General features: G+C 62.6%; 13 protein-coding genes. 8 read left to right on the forward strand and 5 right to left on the reverse strand.

Annotation, left to right across the window (positions count from 1 at the left end):
• Positions 1 to 41: 41 nt before the first annotated feature.
• A complete protein-coding gene (cspD, locus tag ACPFMA_RS10290; protein ID WP_037060661.1) occupies positions 42 to 293 on the reverse strand; it encodes a cold shock domain-containing protein CspD in 252 nt (83 codons plus the stop codon).
• 229 nt (positions 294 to 522) lie between these two features.
• On the opposite strand from cspD, the gene clpS reads away from it, so the two are divergent.
• Together clpS and clpA are read left to right on the forward strand one after the other, a co-directional pair.
• The gene (clpS, locus tag ACPFMA_RS10295) at positions 523 to 885 is read left to right on the forward strand and encodes an ATP-dependent Clp protease adapter ClpS (protein WP_009400967.1); all 363 of its coding nucleotides are present in this window, start codon (positions 523 to 525) and stop codon (positions 883 to 885) included.
• Positions 886 to 915: 30 nt separating this feature from the next.
• Positions 916 to 3,186 (forward strand): ATP-dependent Clp protease ATP-binding subunit ClpA, encoded by a 2,271-nt coding sequence (gene clpA / locus ACPFMA_RS10300; RefSeq protein WP_009400966.1) that lies wholly within the window; start codon positions 916 to 918, stop codon positions 3,184 to 3,186.
• 169 nt (positions 3,187 to 3,355) lie between these two features.
• Here the strand turns inward: clpA and infA are convergent, their stop codons facing one another.
• The 3 genes from infA to aat all read right to left on the reverse strand — a co-directional run bounded on the left by infA (position 3,356) and on the right by aat (position 5,133).
• Positions 3,356 to 3,574 (reverse strand): translation initiation factor IF-1, encoded by a 219-nt coding sequence (gene infA / locus ACPFMA_RS10305; RefSeq protein ID WP_002553999.1) that lies wholly within the window; start codon positions 3,572 to 3,574, stop codon positions 3,356 to 3,358.
• Positions 3,575 to 3,676: 102 nt separating this feature from the next.
• The gene (locus tag ACPFMA_RS10310; RefSeq protein ID WP_064303266.1) at positions 3,677 to 4,384 is read right to left on the reverse strand and encodes an arginyltransferase; all 708 of its coding nucleotides are present in this window, start codon (positions 4,382 to 4,384) and stop codon (positions 3,677 to 3,679) included.
• Between the two features lie 53 nt (positions 4,385 to 4,437).
• Entirely contained in the window at positions 4,438 to 5,133 is a 696-nt protein-coding gene (gene aat, locus ACPFMA_RS10315) for a leucyl/phenylalanyl-tRNA--protein transferase (protein ID WP_064303267.1), read from the reverse strand.
• 351 nt (positions 5,134 to 5,484) lie between these two features.
• Here aat and ftsK point away from each other — a divergent pair, with 351 nt between their 5' ends.
• The 6 genes from ftsK to cysG all read left to right on the forward strand — a co-directional run bounded on the left by ftsK (position 5,485) and on the right by cysG (position 12,989).
• Positions 5,485 to 7,890: a DNA translocase FtsK gene (gene ftsK, locus ACPFMA_RS10320; protein ID WP_064303268.1), complete on the forward strand. Its 2,406-nt coding sequence runs from the start codon at positions 5,485 to 5,487 to the stop codon at positions 7,888 to 7,890.
• Positions 7,891 to 7,954: 64 nt separating this feature from the next.
• Positions 7,955 to 8,578 (forward strand): outer membrane lipoprotein chaperone LolA, encoded by a 624-nt coding sequence (gene lolA, locus ACPFMA_RS10325; RefSeq protein ID WP_425930098.1) that lies wholly within the window; start codon positions 7,955 to 7,957, stop codon positions 8,576 to 8,578.
• An 18-nt stretch (positions 8,579 to 8,596) separates the two neighbouring features.
• Complete coding sequence (locus ACPFMA_RS10330) at positions 8,597 to 9,922, forward strand: replication-associated recombination protein A (RefSeq protein ID WP_009397605.1); 1,326 nt, start codon at positions 8,597 to 8,599, stop codon at positions 9,920 to 9,922.
• Positions 9,919 to 10,293 (forward strand): fluoride efflux transporter CrcB, encoded by a 375-nt coding sequence (crcB, locus tag ACPFMA_RS10335; RefSeq protein WP_009397604.1) that lies wholly within the window; start codon positions 9,919 to 9,921, stop codon positions 10,291 to 10,293. The genes ACPFMA_RS10330 and crcB overlap by 4 nt, the downstream gene beginning before the upstream one ends.
• Before the next feature lie 29 nt (positions 10,294 to 10,322).
• Entirely contained in the window at positions 10,323 to 11,603 is a 1,281-nt protein-coding gene (gene serS, locus ACPFMA_RS10340; protein WP_009397603.1) for a serine--tRNA ligase, read from the forward strand.
• Positions 11,604 to 12,989, forward strand: a complete 1,386-nt coding sequence (gene cysG, locus ACPFMA_RS10345; RefSeq protein WP_425930099.1) for a siroheme synthase CysG — start codon at positions 11,604 to 11,606, stop codon at positions 12,987 to 12,989. It begins immediately after the preceding gene.
• Between the two features lie 112 nt (positions 12,990 to 13,101).
• Here the strand turns inward: cysG and ACPFMA_RS10350 are convergent, their stop codons facing one another.
• Positions 13,102 to 14,070: a glutathione S-transferase family protein gene (locus tag ACPFMA_RS10350; protein WP_420057082.1), complete on the reverse strand. Its 969-nt coding sequence runs from the start codon at positions 14,068 to 14,070 to the stop codon at positions 13,102 to 13,104.
• Positions 14,071 to 14,149 lie beyond the last annotated feature (79 nt).

Raw genomic sequence — 14,149 nt, forward strand, 5'->3', positions numbered from 1 at the left:
ATATAAATGAGGCGGGCCTTCGTTCGTAATACCGCAATGGATCAAGCGTTCATGGTCAAGTTGGTCGGGACCCTGGCCTCCACAGTGACGGGCGCGGCATGGATGTTGACCGCGTGATTGCCCTTGGGGCCCTGGATGACCTCGAAGATGACCGACTGACCCGCTTTCAGGGTCTTGTAACCATCCATCTGGATCGCCGAGTAATGTGCGAAGAGGTCTTCGGTGCTGCCGTCTTCATTGATGAAGCCGTAACCCTTCGCATTGTTGAACCACTTGACTTTACCGCTTGCCATCCTCATATCCCTCTGCAAAGGACTCCATCACTGGAGTATCATCCACTCCATCCGCATACGAACCTGCGAAATTCCTGGTTGACTGCGCGGATCTAATTGACCACGGTGGGTTCTTATTGGTTGTAACACCGTTTTACCGATAGTCAAGGTCAGGCGACGGGCCGTAATCCGCGCCGGTTCCAGCGGCCAACCCACAACCTTAACCTGTCGAAATGATGAAATTCTTTCCATGCATGCACATAGCCAGATTCGACTAACATTCAATCAGGATCGCCCGCAATCGCATGAGGACGATGGCTCCGGGTTGGCAGTACAGGAAGCCAAGCCGGCGCTGCAGGCGCCACCGATGTACAAGGTGGTTTTGTTCAACGATGACTACACGCCGATGGATTTCGTCGTCGAAGTGCTCGAAGTGTTCTTTAACCTGAACCGCGAGCTGGCGACCAAGGTCATGCTGGCCGTCCATACCGAAGGACGGGCAGTCTGCGGATTGTTTACCCGCGACATCGCCGAAACCAAGGCCATGCAGGTCAACCAATACGCCAGGGAAAGCCAGCATCCGCTACTCTGTGAAATCGAGAAGGACGGTTAATCGCCGACCACTTGGGTATGAGGTGAAGCTATGTTAAACCGCGAGCTCGAAGTCACCCTCAATCTGGCCTTCAAGGAGGCGCGCTCCAAGCGTCATGAGTTCATGACGGTCGAGCACCTTCTCCTGGCATTGCTGGACAACGAGGCCGCCGCCACCGTTTTGCGTGCGTGCGGGGCAAATCTCGACAAGCTCAAACACGATCTGCAGGAGTTCATCGACTCCACCACGCCATTGATCCCCGTTCATGACGAGGACCGTGAAACCCAGCCAACCCTGGGCTTCCAGCGGGTACTGCAGCGTGCCGTCTTCCATGTGCAGAGCTCCGGCAAGCGAGAAGTGACCGGCGCCAATGTATTGGTGGCCATTTTCAGCGAGCAGGAAAGCCAGGCGGTGTTTCTGCTCAAGCAGCAAAGCGTGGCTCGCATCGATGTGGTCAACTACATCGCCCACGGCATTTCCAAGGTTCCAGGTCATGGTGAACACCAGGATGGCGAGCAGGAGATGCAGGACGAGGAAGGAGGCGAAACCTCTTCCTCGAGCAATCCGCTCGACGCCTATGCCAGCAATCTCAACGAGCTTGCCCGCCAGGGCCGCATCGATCCGCTGGTCGGTCGGGAAACCGAAGTCGAGCGCGTCGCGCAGATCCTTGCTCGTCGCCGCAAGAACAACCCGCTGCTGGTCGGTGAGGCCGGTGTCGGCAAGACGGCCATCGCCGAGGGCCTGGCCAAGCGCATCGTCGATGGCCAGGTGCCGGACCTGCTGGCCCAGAGCGTCGTCTATTCGCTGGACCTGGGCGCACTGCTGGCGGGTACCAAGTACCGCGGCGATTTCGAGAAGCGTTTCAAGGCGCTGCTCGGCGAACTGCGCAAGCGTCCCCAGGCGATCCTGTTCATCGACGAAATCCACACCATCATCGGTGCCGGTGCGGCATCCGGCGGGGTGATGGATGCGTCCAACCTGCTCAAGCCGCTGCTGTCCTCCGGCGACATCCGCTGCATCGGCTCGACCACCTTCCAGGAGTTCCGTGGCATCTTCGAGAAGGACCGGGCCCTGGCGCGGCGCTTCCAGAAAGTCGATGTCAGCGAGCCCTCGGTGGAAGACACCGTGGGTATCCTGCGCGGGCTCAAGGGTCGCTTCGAGTCGCACCACAGCATCGAATACAGCGATGAGGCCTTGCGTGCCGCTGCCGAGCTGGCAGCCCGCTACATCAACGACCGGCATATGCCGGACAAGGCCATCGACGTCATCGACGAGGCGGGCGCCTTCCAGCGTCTGCAGCCGGTGGAGGCGCGGGTCAAACGCATCGAAGTGCCGCAGGTCGAGGACATCGTCGCCAAGATCGCGCGCATTCCGCCGAAACATGTCACCAGTTCCGACAAGGAGTTGCTGCGCAACCTCGAGCGCGACCTGAAGCTGACGGTGTTCGGCCAGGATGCAGCCATCGACTCGCTGGCCACGGCAATCAAGCTGTCCCGGGCCGGCTTGAAGGCGCCGGACAAGCCGGTCGGTTCCTTCCTGTTCTCCGGGCCGACCGGGGTCGGCAAGACTGAGGTGGCGCGGCAGCTTGCCAAGGCCCTGGGGGTCGAACTGGTGCGCTTCGACATGTCCGAGTACATGGAGCGGCATACCGTCTCCCGCCTGATCGGTGCGCCGCCGGGCTACGTCGGTTTCGACCAGGGTGGCCTGCTCACCGAGGCGATCACCAAGCAGCCGCATTGCGTGTTGCTGCTCGACGAGATCGAGAAAGCGCATCCGGAAGTCTTCAACCTGCTGTTGCAGGTGATGGACCACGGCACCCTGACTGACAACAACGGGCGCAAGGCGGACTTCCGCAACGTGATCCTGATCATGACCACCAACGCCGGTGCGGAAACCGCGGCGCGGGCCTCGATCGGCTTTACCCACCAGGATCACTCTTCCGATGCCATGGAAGTGATCAAGAAGAGCTTCACGCCGGAGTTCCGCAACCGCCTGGATACCATCATCCAGTTCGGTCGCCTTACTCACGAAACCATCAAGAGCGTGGTGGACAAGTTCCTCACCGAACTGCAGGCGCAACTGGAAGACAAGCGTGTTCTTCTGGAAGTGTCCGACGCGGCGCGCAGCTGGCTGGCGACCGGTGGCTACGACGCCCAGATGGGTGCCCGGCCGATGGCCCGGCTTATCCAGGACAAGATCAAGCGGCCACTGGCCGAGGAGATCCTGTTCGGCGAGCTGGCCGAGCATGGCGGTGTGGTTCATGTCGATATCCGCGATGGCGAACTGGTCTTCGACTTCGAGACCACGGCGGAGATGGCCTGACCGGAGATTTTGTGGAGGTAGACGGGCCTCATCGCTGGCAAGCCAGCTCCCACAGGGTCCTGTACCTGTCGGAGCTGGCTTGCCAGCGATAGGTTCCTCGGTCTCACCACAAAAACAGCAAAAACAAAAAAGCCCGGCATCTGCCGGGCTTTTTCGTTCGTATCGACTTTTAGCGGGCGCGGTAGGTGATGCGCCCTTTGCTCAGGTCGTACGGCGTCAGTTCGACGCGGACCTTGTCGCCAGTCAGGATACGGATGTAGTTCTTGCGCATCTTTCCGGAGATGTGCGCGGTTACGACGTGCCCGTTTTCCAACTCCACGCGGAACATGGTGTTGGGCAGGGTGTCGACGACAGTGCCTTCCATTTCGAAGCTGTCTTCTTTCGACATGCAGTAAAGCCCTCGGTGTTCAGTTATGGCCGGCCACAGAAGCACCCGGCTACAAAAAGTGGCGTGCATTGTGCCCGAAAAAGGGAGGTCAAGCCAAGGATTTCAGTTCAGGGTGACCCAGCGCTGGTTGATCAGCAATTCAATAGGGCGGTATTGGGTCTTGTAGTTCATTTTTTTGCAGTTCTTGATCCAATAACCAAGGTACACGGCGTCCAGGCCCAGGCGCAGGGTTTCGCCGATCTGCCAGAGGATGGCGTAGCGGCCGAGGCTGCGCCGCTCTTCGGCCGGTTCGTAGAATGTATAGACCGCAGACAGGCCGTTTGGCAGCAGGTCGGTGACCGCTACGGCAACCAGTCGCCCCAGCAGACGGAATTCGTAAAAGCGCGAAAACGGCAGGTCCCTGACCAGGAAGGTGGAAAACTGGTCCCGGCTTGGCGGGTACATGTCGCCATCGGCGTGGCGCTGTTCGATATAGCGCCGGTACAGGTCGAAGTATTCTTCGTTGAAGGCGGGGCGGGCAGCGCTCACCACCAGGTCGGCATTGCGCTTGATGATGCGCTTCTGCTGCCGGTTCGGCGTGAAGCGCGCAGCCGGAATGCGTGCCGGCACGCAGGCATTGCAGTTCTGGCAGTGAGGACGGTACAGGTGGTCGCCACTGCGACGAAAGCCCATTTCCGACAGGTCCGCGTAGACGGTGGCGTCCATTGGCTGGCTCGGGTCGAGAAACAGCGTAGTAGCCTGCTCGTCAGGCAGGTAACTGCAGGCATGGGGTTGAGTGGCATAAAACTTCAACCGCGCCAGCTCAGTCATGATCAACCCCTCGGCAGATTTTTACTAATTGTAAGCCAGCTGTGGAAACTCGCCTAGCAAACGGCCTGGGTGCAGGTCCAGGTGGCGTCATTGGGCTGGTCCAGATATTGACGCAGATAGTCGGCGAAGGTTGCCCTGGAGATGGCGCGGGCACCCAGGCTGTGTAGATGCTCTGTAGGCATCTGGCAGTCGATCAGGACGAAACCGGCCTGGCGCAGGTGCTCGACCAGCGCGACGAAACCGACCTTGGAAGCGTTGTCTGCCCGGCTGAACATCGATTCACCGAAGAACAGCCGGCCCATGGCCAGGCCGTAAAGCCCGCCGACCAGTTCGCCGTCCCGGTACACCTCCACGGAGTGGGCAAGGCCCCGGCGATGCAGTTCCACGTACGCCGCCTGCATGCTGTCGGTGATCCAGGTGCCGTCGGCGTAGGCCCTGGGCGCGGCACAGGCGGCAATCACGGCGGCAAAGTCCTGGTCGAAGCTGACCTGGTAATGCCCTTGGCGGATGAACTTGCGCAGCGAGCGCGAGACATGCAGCTCGTCGGGGAACATCACCGTGCGCGGATCCGGAGACCACCAGAGGATCGGCTGGCCGTCCTGGTACCAGGGGAAACAACCATGGCGATAGGCCTGGACCAGGCGCTCGGGGCGCAGGTCGCCGCCGGCGGCGAGCAGGCCGTTGGGTTCCTGCAGGGCCTTTTCCAATGGCGGGAAATCCAGGGTGTTGCGGTTCAGCCAGGTCAGCATCGGGTTCCGTCGCGTGTGTCGGGGCAGGGGAGGGCGCCCAGCATGACCCGAAAAAGCCCCGGCGGACAACCCGTTGCCTGGCGCGTGTGGTGCGCTTGGATGATGGCCGTCTGCCTTGTGCGCAACTTAATATCGGGGCAGTTGTCCCAACCATGCAAAAACCCCGCATAAGCCTTTGTCACAAAAGAAAATGCGTGCTCAAATTGTTGTATTGGAATTTGCTCCTGTCATGGCTCGTTCCGCCGAGTGCAATGGCGATGGATCGACAGTAATGTTAAAAGTAGTGATTTGTTGACCGGGCCCCTCGGTCAATCACGGTTGGACGCGCATCCGCGCAGGAATAGACCCGTTTTGAAGAAAAACACAGCAACACCCAGCCCCCAGCCGCTCTGGCGCCAGCAGTTGCACTACAGGCTCAAGGAAGGTGCCCTGATTGCCATGGGCGCCCTGTGCCTCTATCTGTGGATGGCATTGCTGAGCTACGACCAGGCCGACCCGGGCTTCAGCCACACCAGCAATGTCGAACAGGTGCAGAACGCTGCCGGCCGCGCGGGTGCCTTCTTCGCCGACGTCCTGTTCATGGTGCTCGGCTATTTCGCCTATATCTTCCCCTTGCTGCTGGCAATCAAGACCTGGCAGATCTTTCGCGAACGCCACCAGCCGTGGCAGTGGAGCGGCTGGTTGTTCTCGTGGCGGCTGATCGGCCTGGTGTTCCTGGTCCTTTCCGGCGCGGCCCTGGCCCATATCCATTTCCATTCTGCACCGAGCCTGCCGGCCTCGGCCGGCGGCGCACTGGGCGAGAGCCTTGGCGACTTGGCGAAGAACGCCCTGAACGTGCAGGGCAGTACCCTGATGTTCATCGCGCTGTTCCTCTTCGGCCTGACCGTATTCACCGATCTGTCGTGGTTCAAGGTGATGGACATCACCGGCAAGATCACCCTCGACCTCTTCGAACTGATCCAGGGCGCCGCCAGCCGCTGGTGGAGCGCGCGCAACGAGCGCAAGCAACTGGTCGCGCAACTGCGCGAAGTCGACGAGCAGGTCAATGAAGTGGTGGCCCCGGTGGTGCCGGACCGCCGCGAGCAGGCCAAGGCCCGCGAGCGCATCATCGAGCGTGACCAGGCGTTGGCCAGGCATGTCGCCGAGCGCGAGGAAAAGACCCCGCCGGTGATCATGCCCGCGCCGGCCAAGGCCCCCGAACCGAGCAAGCGCGTGCAGAAAGAGAAGCAGGTGCCGCTGTTCGTCGACAGCGCCGTCGAAGGCACGCTGCCGCCGATCTCGATTCTCGACCCGGCCGAGCAGAAGAAGGTCAACTACTCTCCCGAATCCCTGGCGGGTGTCGGCCAGTTGCTGGAAATCAAGCTGAAGGAGTTCGGCGTCGAGGTCTCGGTGGACTCGATCCACCCGGGCCCGGTGATTACCCGCTACGAAATCCAGCCGGCCGCCGGCGTCAAGGTCAGCCGCATCGCCAACCTGGCCAAGGACCTGGCACGCTCCCTGGCGGTGACCAGTGTGCGCGTGGTCGAGGTGATTCCCGGCAAGACCACCGTGGGCATCGAGATTCCCAACGAAGACCGGCAGATCGTGCGCTTTTCCGAAGTGCTGTCGTCGCCGCAGTACGACGAGGCCAAGTCGCCGGTTACCCTGGCCCTCGGTCATGACATCGGCGGCAAGCCGGTGATTACCGACCTGGCCAAGATGCCGCACCTGCTGGTGGCCGGTACCACCGGTTCCGGCAAGTCGGTGGGCGTGAACGCCATGATCCTGTCGATCCTGTTCAAGTCCAGCCCGCAGGACGCCAAGCTGATCATGATCGACCCGAAGATGCTCGAACTGTCGATCTACGAAGGCATCCCGCACTTGTTGTGCCCGGTGGTCACCGACATGAAGGACGCCGCCAACGCCCTGCGCTGGAGCGTCGCGGAGATGGAGCGGCGCTACAAGCTGATGGCGGCCATGGGCGTGCGCAACCTCGCGGGCTTCAACCGCAAGATCAAGGACGCCGAGGAAGCCGGCGAGCCGATCTACGACCCGATGTTCCGTCGCGAAAGCATGGACGACGTGCCGCCGACCCTGGGTACCCTGCCGACCATCGTGGTAGTGGTGGACGAATTCGCCGACATGATGATGATCGTCGGCAAGAAGGTCGAGGAACTCATCGCCCGTATCGCCCAGAAGGCCCGGGCCGCGGGTATCCACCTGATCCTGGCCACACAGCGCCCGTCGGTGGACGTCATCACCGGCCTGATCAAGGCCAACATTCCGACGCGCATGGCGTTCCAGGTATCGAGCAAGATCGACTCGCGGACCATCATCGACCAGGGCGGTGCCGAGCAACTGCTCGGTCACGGTGACATGCTCTACATGCCGCCCGGCACCAGCCTGCCGATCCGTGTCCATGGCGCTTTCGTCTCCGACGACGAGGTGCACCGGGTGGTCGAGGCATGGAAACTGCGGGGCGCACCGGATTACAACGACGACATCCTCAATGGCGTCGAGGAAGCCGGCAGTGGCTTCGAGGGTGGCGGTGGCGGCGAGGGTGGTGAAGATGCCGAGACCGACGCGCTTTACGATGAAGCCGTGCAGTTCGTCCTGGAAAGCCGCCGTGCCTCCATCTCCGCGGTACAGCGCAAGCTGAAGATCGGCTACAACCGCGCCGCGCGGATGATCGAGGCGATGGAAATGGCCGGTGTGGTCACTCCGATGAATACCAATGGATCACGTGAAGTCATCGCGCCGGGGCAGGCGCGGGACTGATCCCTCTTCAATGGCGGTGGGCGAAGACGCCCGCCGCTTCATTCATTCAGCAACGAGGATTGCCATGCGCCTGATTCGCATGATGTTGGTTTCCGCTTTGAGCCTGTCCAGTGCCTCGGTGTTCGCCGCCGAAGCCGACGTGGCGCGCCTGAGCCAGTTGCTCGAGCGCTCGACGACCATCAGCGCCAACTTCTCTCAACTGGCACTGGATTCCAGTGGTACCCAGTTGCAGGAAACCAACGGACAGATGGCGGTCAAGCGCCCGGGTCTGTTCTACTGGCACACCGACGCGCCGCAGGAGCAGGTGGTGGTGTCCGACGGCAAGAACGTCACCCTGTGGGACCCGGACCTGGAGCAGGCGACCATCAAGAAGCTTGACCAGCGCCTGACCCAGACCCCGGCGCTGCTGCTGTCCGGCGATATCTCGAAGATCGGTCAGAGCTATGACATCACTTCGAAAGAGCAGGGCGAGGTGATGGACTTCGTTCTGCGTCCCAAGACCAAGGACACCCTGTTCGACTCCCTGCGCCTGTCCTTCCGCGGTGGCCTGATCAACGACATGCAGTTGATCGACAGCGTTGGCCAGCGCACCAACATCATGTTCACCGGGGTCAAGGCCAACGAGTCGATCCCGGCGAGCAAGTTCGAGTTCGTCGTGCCCAAGGGCGCGGACGTGATCAAAGAGTAAGAGGTCGCCTAGCCGTCCATGGACCTGTTTCGCAGTGAACCGGTTGCCCAGCCCCTGGCCGCGCGCATGCGCCCGGCCAGCCTGGACGAATACGTCGGCCAGCAGCACCTGCTGGCCCGTGGCAAGCCGCTGCGCGAGGCCCTGGAACAGGGCGCGCTGCATTCGATGATCTTCTGGGGCCCGCCCGGTGTCGGCAAGACCACCCTGGCGCGGCTGCTGGCGCAGTTCTGCGATGCGCACTTCGAGACGGTTTCGGCGGTACTGGCCGGGGTCAAGGAAATCCGCCAGGCGGTGGAAGTCGCCAAGCAGCAGGCGGCCCAGTACGGACGGCGGACCATCCTCTTCGTCGACGAAGTGCACCGCTTCAACAAATCCCAGCAGGATGCCTTCCTGCCCTATGTGGAAGATGGCACGCTGATCTTCATCGGTGCCACTACCGAGAACCCGTCCTTCGAGCTGAACAACGCGCTGCTCTCGCGAGCCCGGGTCTACGTACTCAAGAGCCTCGACGAAGAAGCCCTGCGCCGCCTGGTGCAACGCGCCCTCACCGAGGAGCGCGGCCTGGGCAAGCGTAACCTGAGCCTTTCCGACGAGGCTTTCAGCATGCTCCTGGCCGCTGCCGATGGCGATGGCCGGCGCATGCTCAACTTCCTCGAGAACGCCTCGGACCTGGCCGAAGACGGCGGCGAGATCGGTGCCGAGCTTCTGCAAAGCCTGCTCGGCGATACCCGTCGCCGTTTCGACAAGGGTGGCGAAGCCTTCTACGACCAGATTTCCGCGTTGCACAAATCCATCCGCGGCTCCAATCCCGACGCCGCGCTGTACTGGTTCGCGCGCATGCTCGACGGCGGTTGCGACCCGTTGTACCTGGCCCGCCGCGTGGTGCGCATGGCCAGCGAGGATATCGGCAATGCCGACCCGCGCGCCCTGAGCCTGTGCCTGTCGGCCTGGGACGTGCAGGAGCGCCTTGGCAGCCCCGAAGGTGAACTGGCGGTGGCCCAGGCCATCACCTACCTGGCCTGCGCGCCGAAGAGCAATGCCGTGTACATGGGCTTCAAGGCTGCGTTGCGCGAAGCTGCGGAACACGGTTCGCTGGAGGTCCCGCTGCACTTGCGCAACGCGCCGACCAAGCTGATGAAGCAGCTGGGCTACGGCGAGGAGTATCGCTACGCCCACGACGAGCCGGGCGCCTATGCCGCCGGTGAAGACTATTTCCCCGAAGACCTCGAGCCACGCCAGTACTACCAGCCGGTGCCCCGCGGCCTGGAACTGAAGATCGGTGAAAAGCTCCGGCAACTGGCCGAGCTCGACCGCAACAGCCCCCGGCAACGGAGAAAACCGTGATCGCCCTTGTCGCCGCCGTCAGCGCCGGAGGGATCGCCGGTACCCTGTTGCGCTTTGCCACCGGCAATTGGGTCGCCGCCCACTGGCCTCGCCACTTTTATCTCGGTACGCTGGCCGTCAATCTGGTCGGCTGCCTGCTGATCGGCCTGCTCTACGGGCTGTTCCTGCATCGGCCGTACGTGCCGGTCGAGCTGCGTGGCGGCCTGATCGTCGGTTTCCTCGGCGGCCTGACCACGTTTTCATCCTTTTCACTGGATACCGTGCGCCTGCTCGAAAGCGGGCAGGCGCCGCTGGCTTTCGGTTATGCCGCAGCCAGCGTGCTGGGCGGCCTGCTCGCAACCTGGGCCGGCCTGGCGCTGACCCGAATCTGAACCAACACCACACATAACGAGAGAACGATATGCTCGATTCCAAACTGTTACGCGGCCAACTTCAGGAAGTGGCGGACCGCCTGGCCTCCCGTGGCTTCAGCCTGGATGTCGCGCGCATCGAATCCCTGGAAGAGCGCCGCAAGACGGTGCAGACCCGTACCGAGCAGTTGCAGGCCGAGCGCAACGCGCGCTCGAAGTCGATCGGCATGGCCAAGGCCAAGGGCGAGGACATCGCACCGCTGATGGCCGACGTCGAGCGCATGGCCAGCGAGCTGGCCGCCGGCAAGGTCGAACTGGACCAGATCCAGTCCGAGCTGGACCAGATCCTGCTGACCATTCCCAACCTGCCGGATGCCAGCGTTCCGCTCGGCGAGGATGAAGACGGCAACGTCGAAGTACGTCGCTGGGGCACCCCGCGCCAGTTCGACTTCCAGATCCAGGACCACGTGGCCCTCGGCGAGCGTAACGGCTGGCTGGACTTCGAAACCGCCGCCAAGCTCTCCGGCGCGCGCTTCGCCCTGTTACGCGGCCCGATTGCCCGCCTTCACCGCGCCCTGGCCCAGTTCATGATCAACCTGCACATCAACGAGCACGGTTACGAAGAGGCCTACACCCCGTACCTGGTCCAGGCCCCGGCGCTGCAAGGCACCGGCCAGTTGCCGAAGTTCGAGGAAGACCTGTTCAAGATCAGCCGCGAAGGCGAGGCCGATTTCTACCTGATCCCGACCGCCGAGGTGTCGCTGACCAACATCGTTGCCAACGAGATCGTCGACGCCAAGGACCTGCCGATCAAATTCGTCGCCCACACCCCGTGCTTCCGTAGCGAAGCCGGCGCGTCGGGCCGCGATACCCGCGGCATGATTCGCCAGCACCAGTTCGACAAGGTCGAGATGGTCCAGGTAGTAGAGCCATCGAAATCCATGGAAGCCCTGGAAAGCCTCACCGCCAACGCCGAGCGCGTCCTGCAGGCGCTGGAACTGCCGTACCGCGTGCTGGCCCTGTGCACCGGCGACATGGGCTTCAGCGCCACCAAGACCTACGACCTGGAAGTCTGGGTGCCGAGCCAGGACAAGTACCGCGAGATCTCCTCGTGCTCCAACTGCGGCGACTTCCAGGCCCGCCGCATGCAGGCGCGCTGGCGCAACCCGGAAACCGGCAAGCCGGAACTGGTCCATACCCTCAACGGTTCGGGCCTGGCGGTAGGCCGGACCCTGGTCGCGGTGCTGGAGAACTACCAGCAGGCCGACGGCACCATCCGTGTACCGGAAGTCCTCAAGCCCTACATGGGCGGCATCGAGGTCATCGGCTAAATGGAATTCCTGCCGCTGTTCCACAATTTGCGCGGCAGCCAGGTCCTGGTGGTGGGTGGCGGCGAGATTGCCTTGCGCAAATCCCGCCTGCTGGCCGATGCCGGAGCACGGCTGCGCGTGGTCGCCCCGGCGATCGAAGGGCAACTGGCCGAGTTGGCCCGGCACAGTGGTGGCCAGCTTCTGGAGCGTGGCTATCAGGAACAGGACCTGGACGATTGCCAACTGGTCATCGCCGCCACCGATGACCAGGCGCTCAATGCCCAGGTTTCGGCAGATGCGCGCAAGCGCTGCGTGCCGGTCAATGTAGTGGATGCCCCCGCGCTGTGCTCGGTGATCTTCCCTGCCATCGTCGATCGTTCGCCGCTGGTGGTCGCGGTTTCCAGCGGCGGCGATGCCCCGGTGCTGGCGCGGTTGATCCGTGCCCGCCTGGAAACCTGGATCCCCGCCGCCTACGGGGAACTGGCCGGGCTGGCCGCGCGCTTCCGCGATCGGGTCAAGCAGCTGTACCCCGACGTCAACCAGCGTCGGGGTTTCTGGGAAGAGGTGTTCCAGGGCCCGATCGCCGAGCGCCAGCTGGCCGGGCAGGGCGCCGAAGCCGAGCGCCTGTTGCAGGCCAAGGTCGAGGGCAAGCCGGAGCAGACGACGGGCGAGGTGTACCTGGTCGGTGCCGGTCCGGGTGATCCGGATCTGCTGACCTTCCGTGCCTTGCGCCTGATGCAGCAGGCTGACGTGGTGCTGTATGACCGTCTTGTCGCGCCCGCAATCATCGAAATGTGCCGGCGTGATGCCGAGCGCATTTATGTCGGCAAGCGCCGCGCTGATCATTCGGTACCCCAGGAACAGATCAACCAGCTGTTGGTGGACCTGGCTCGCCAGGGCAAGCGGGTGCTGCGGCTCAAGGGTGGAGACCCGTTCATCTTCGGGCGTGGCGGGGAAGAGATCGAGGAACTGGCGGAGCAGGGCATACCGTTCCAGGTGGTGCCCGGTATCACCGCGGCAAGCGGTTGCTCGGCCTACGCCGGAATCCCGCTGACCCACCGTGACTACGCGCAGTCGGTACGCTTCGTCACCGGTCACCTGAAGGATGGCACCAGCAACCTGCCGTGGAACGATCTGGTGGCGCCAGCGCAGACCCTGGTGTTCTACATGGGCTTGGTGGGTTTGCCGACCATCTGTTCCGAATTGATCCGCCATGGTCGCGCCGCCGACACCCCGGCAGCGCTGGTCCAGCAAGGCACTACCAAGAACCAGCGGGTGTTTACCGGCACCCTGGCCGACCTGCCGCAACTGGTGGCAGAGCATGAGGTTCATGCGCCGACCCTGGTGATCGTGGGTGAGGTGGTGCAACTGCGCGACAAGCTGGCCTGGTTCGAAGGCGCCCAGTAAAACCTTTCAGGTGGGCTCGGACCCTGTGGGAGCGGGTTCACCCGCGATTACGTTAGTGAATTCACTACTGTAATCGCGGGTGAACCCGCTCCCACATTGATTATGGTGGCCTTTAGAGCCCGGTTTTCTTCCAGATCCCCCGCCCAACCAGCCGTTCCCGATCATGCGCCTGGCCAAAGTCCTGCTTCGGCCCCTTGGGCACGATGCCGTTCGGGTTGATGGTCTTGTGACTGGCGTAATAGTGGTGCTGGATATGCTCCATATCCACTGTCTGCGCCACTCCCGGCCATTGGTACAGTTCGCGCAGCCAGTTGCTCAGGTTCGGGTAGTCGGCAATCCGCCGCAGGTTGCACTTGAAGTGCCCGTAGTACACCGCATCGAAGCGCACGATGGTGGTGAACAGGCGGATATCGGCTTCGGTCAGGTATTCCCCGGCCAGGTAACGCTGCCGATCCAGTAGCTGCTCCAAGGTATCCAGTTCGGCGAACAGCGCATCGAACGCCTCCTCATACGCCTTCTGCGACGTGGCGAAGCCCGCCCGGTAGACACCGTTGTTCACTGCCGGATAGATGCGCTCGTTCAAGGCATCGATCTTTGCCCGCAGCGGCTCCGGGTACAGGTCCAGGCGATTGCCGGTCAAGCCGTCGAAGGCGCTGTTGAAGATACGGATGATCTGCGACGACTCGTTGTTGACGATGCGCTGCTCCTGCCTGTCCCACAGCACCGGTACGGTGACGCGCCCGGTGTAGTGCGGGTCGTCGCGGGTGTAGCGCTGGTGCAGGTAGTCGAAGCCGTCGAGCTTGTCGCCGGTGGAGCCCAGGCCCTTGTCGAAGGTCCAGCCATGCTCGCCCATCAGCCAACTGACCACGGACACGTCGATCAGGCTCTCCAGGCCCTTGAGCTTGCGATAGATCAGGGTGCGGTGGGCCCAGGGGCAGGCCAGCGATACATACAGGTGATAGCGTCCGGCTTCGGCCGCTGGCAAGTCATTGCGGCGCTGCGCGTTTTCGCGCTCGAAAGCGCCGTCCTTGCTGCTTTGGTACCACTGGTCATGCCAGCGTCCGTCGATCAACAGGCCCATGGTGAAGGCTCCTTGGCAATTCGTTTTGAAATTGGAGGCCATTCTACGGGCTCAAGTTCGAACGAATAGCGCAAAGATC

This window comes from Pseudomonas sp. NyZ201 (genome assembly GCF_049860765.1).
GTDB lineage: Bacteria > Pseudomonadota > Gammaproteobacteria > Pseudomonadales > Pseudomonadaceae > Aquipseudomonas > Aquipseudomonas bharatica.

Coding starts and splice junctions, on each gene's coding strand:
- cspD (WP_037060661.1), bottom strand. CDS start 293: ATGGCAAGCGGTAAAGTCAAGTGGTTCAACAATGCGAAGGGTTACGGC.
- clpS (WP_009400967.1), top strand. CDS start 523: ATGCATGCACATAGCCAGATTCGACTAACATTCAATCAGGATCGCCCG.
- clpA (WP_009400966.1), top strand. CDS start 916: ATGTTAAACCGCGAGCTCGAAGTCACCCTCAATCTGGCCTTCAAGGAG.
- infA (WP_002553999.1), bottom strand. CDS start 3,574: ATGTCGAAAGAAGACAGCTTCGAAATGGAAGGCACTGTCGTCGACACC.
- ACPFMA_RS10310 (WP_064303266.1), bottom strand. CDS start 4,384: ATGACTGAGCTGGCGCGGTTGAAGTTTTATGCCACTCAACCCCATGCC.
- aat (WP_064303267.1), bottom strand. CDS start 5,133: ATGCTGACCTGGCTGAACCGCAACACCCTGGATTTCCCGCCATTGGAA.
- lolA (WP_425930098.1), top strand. CDS start 7,955: ATGCGCCTGATTCGCATGATGTTGGTTTCCGCTTTGAGCCTGTCCAGT.
- ACPFMA_RS10330 (WP_009397605.1), top strand. CDS start 8,597: ATGGACCTGTTTCGCAGTGAACCGGTTGCCCAGCCCCTGGCCGCGCGC.
- serS (WP_009397603.1), top strand. CDS start 10,323: ATGCTCGATTCCAAACTGTTACGCGGCCAACTTCAGGAAGTGGCGGAC.
- cysG (WP_425930099.1), top strand. CDS start 11,604: ATGGAATTCCTGCCGCTGTTCCACAATTTGCGCGGCAGCCAGGTCCTG.
- ACPFMA_RS10350 (WP_420057082.1), bottom strand. CDS start 14,070: ATGGGCCTGTTGATCGACGGACGCTGGCATGACCAGTGGTACCAAAGC.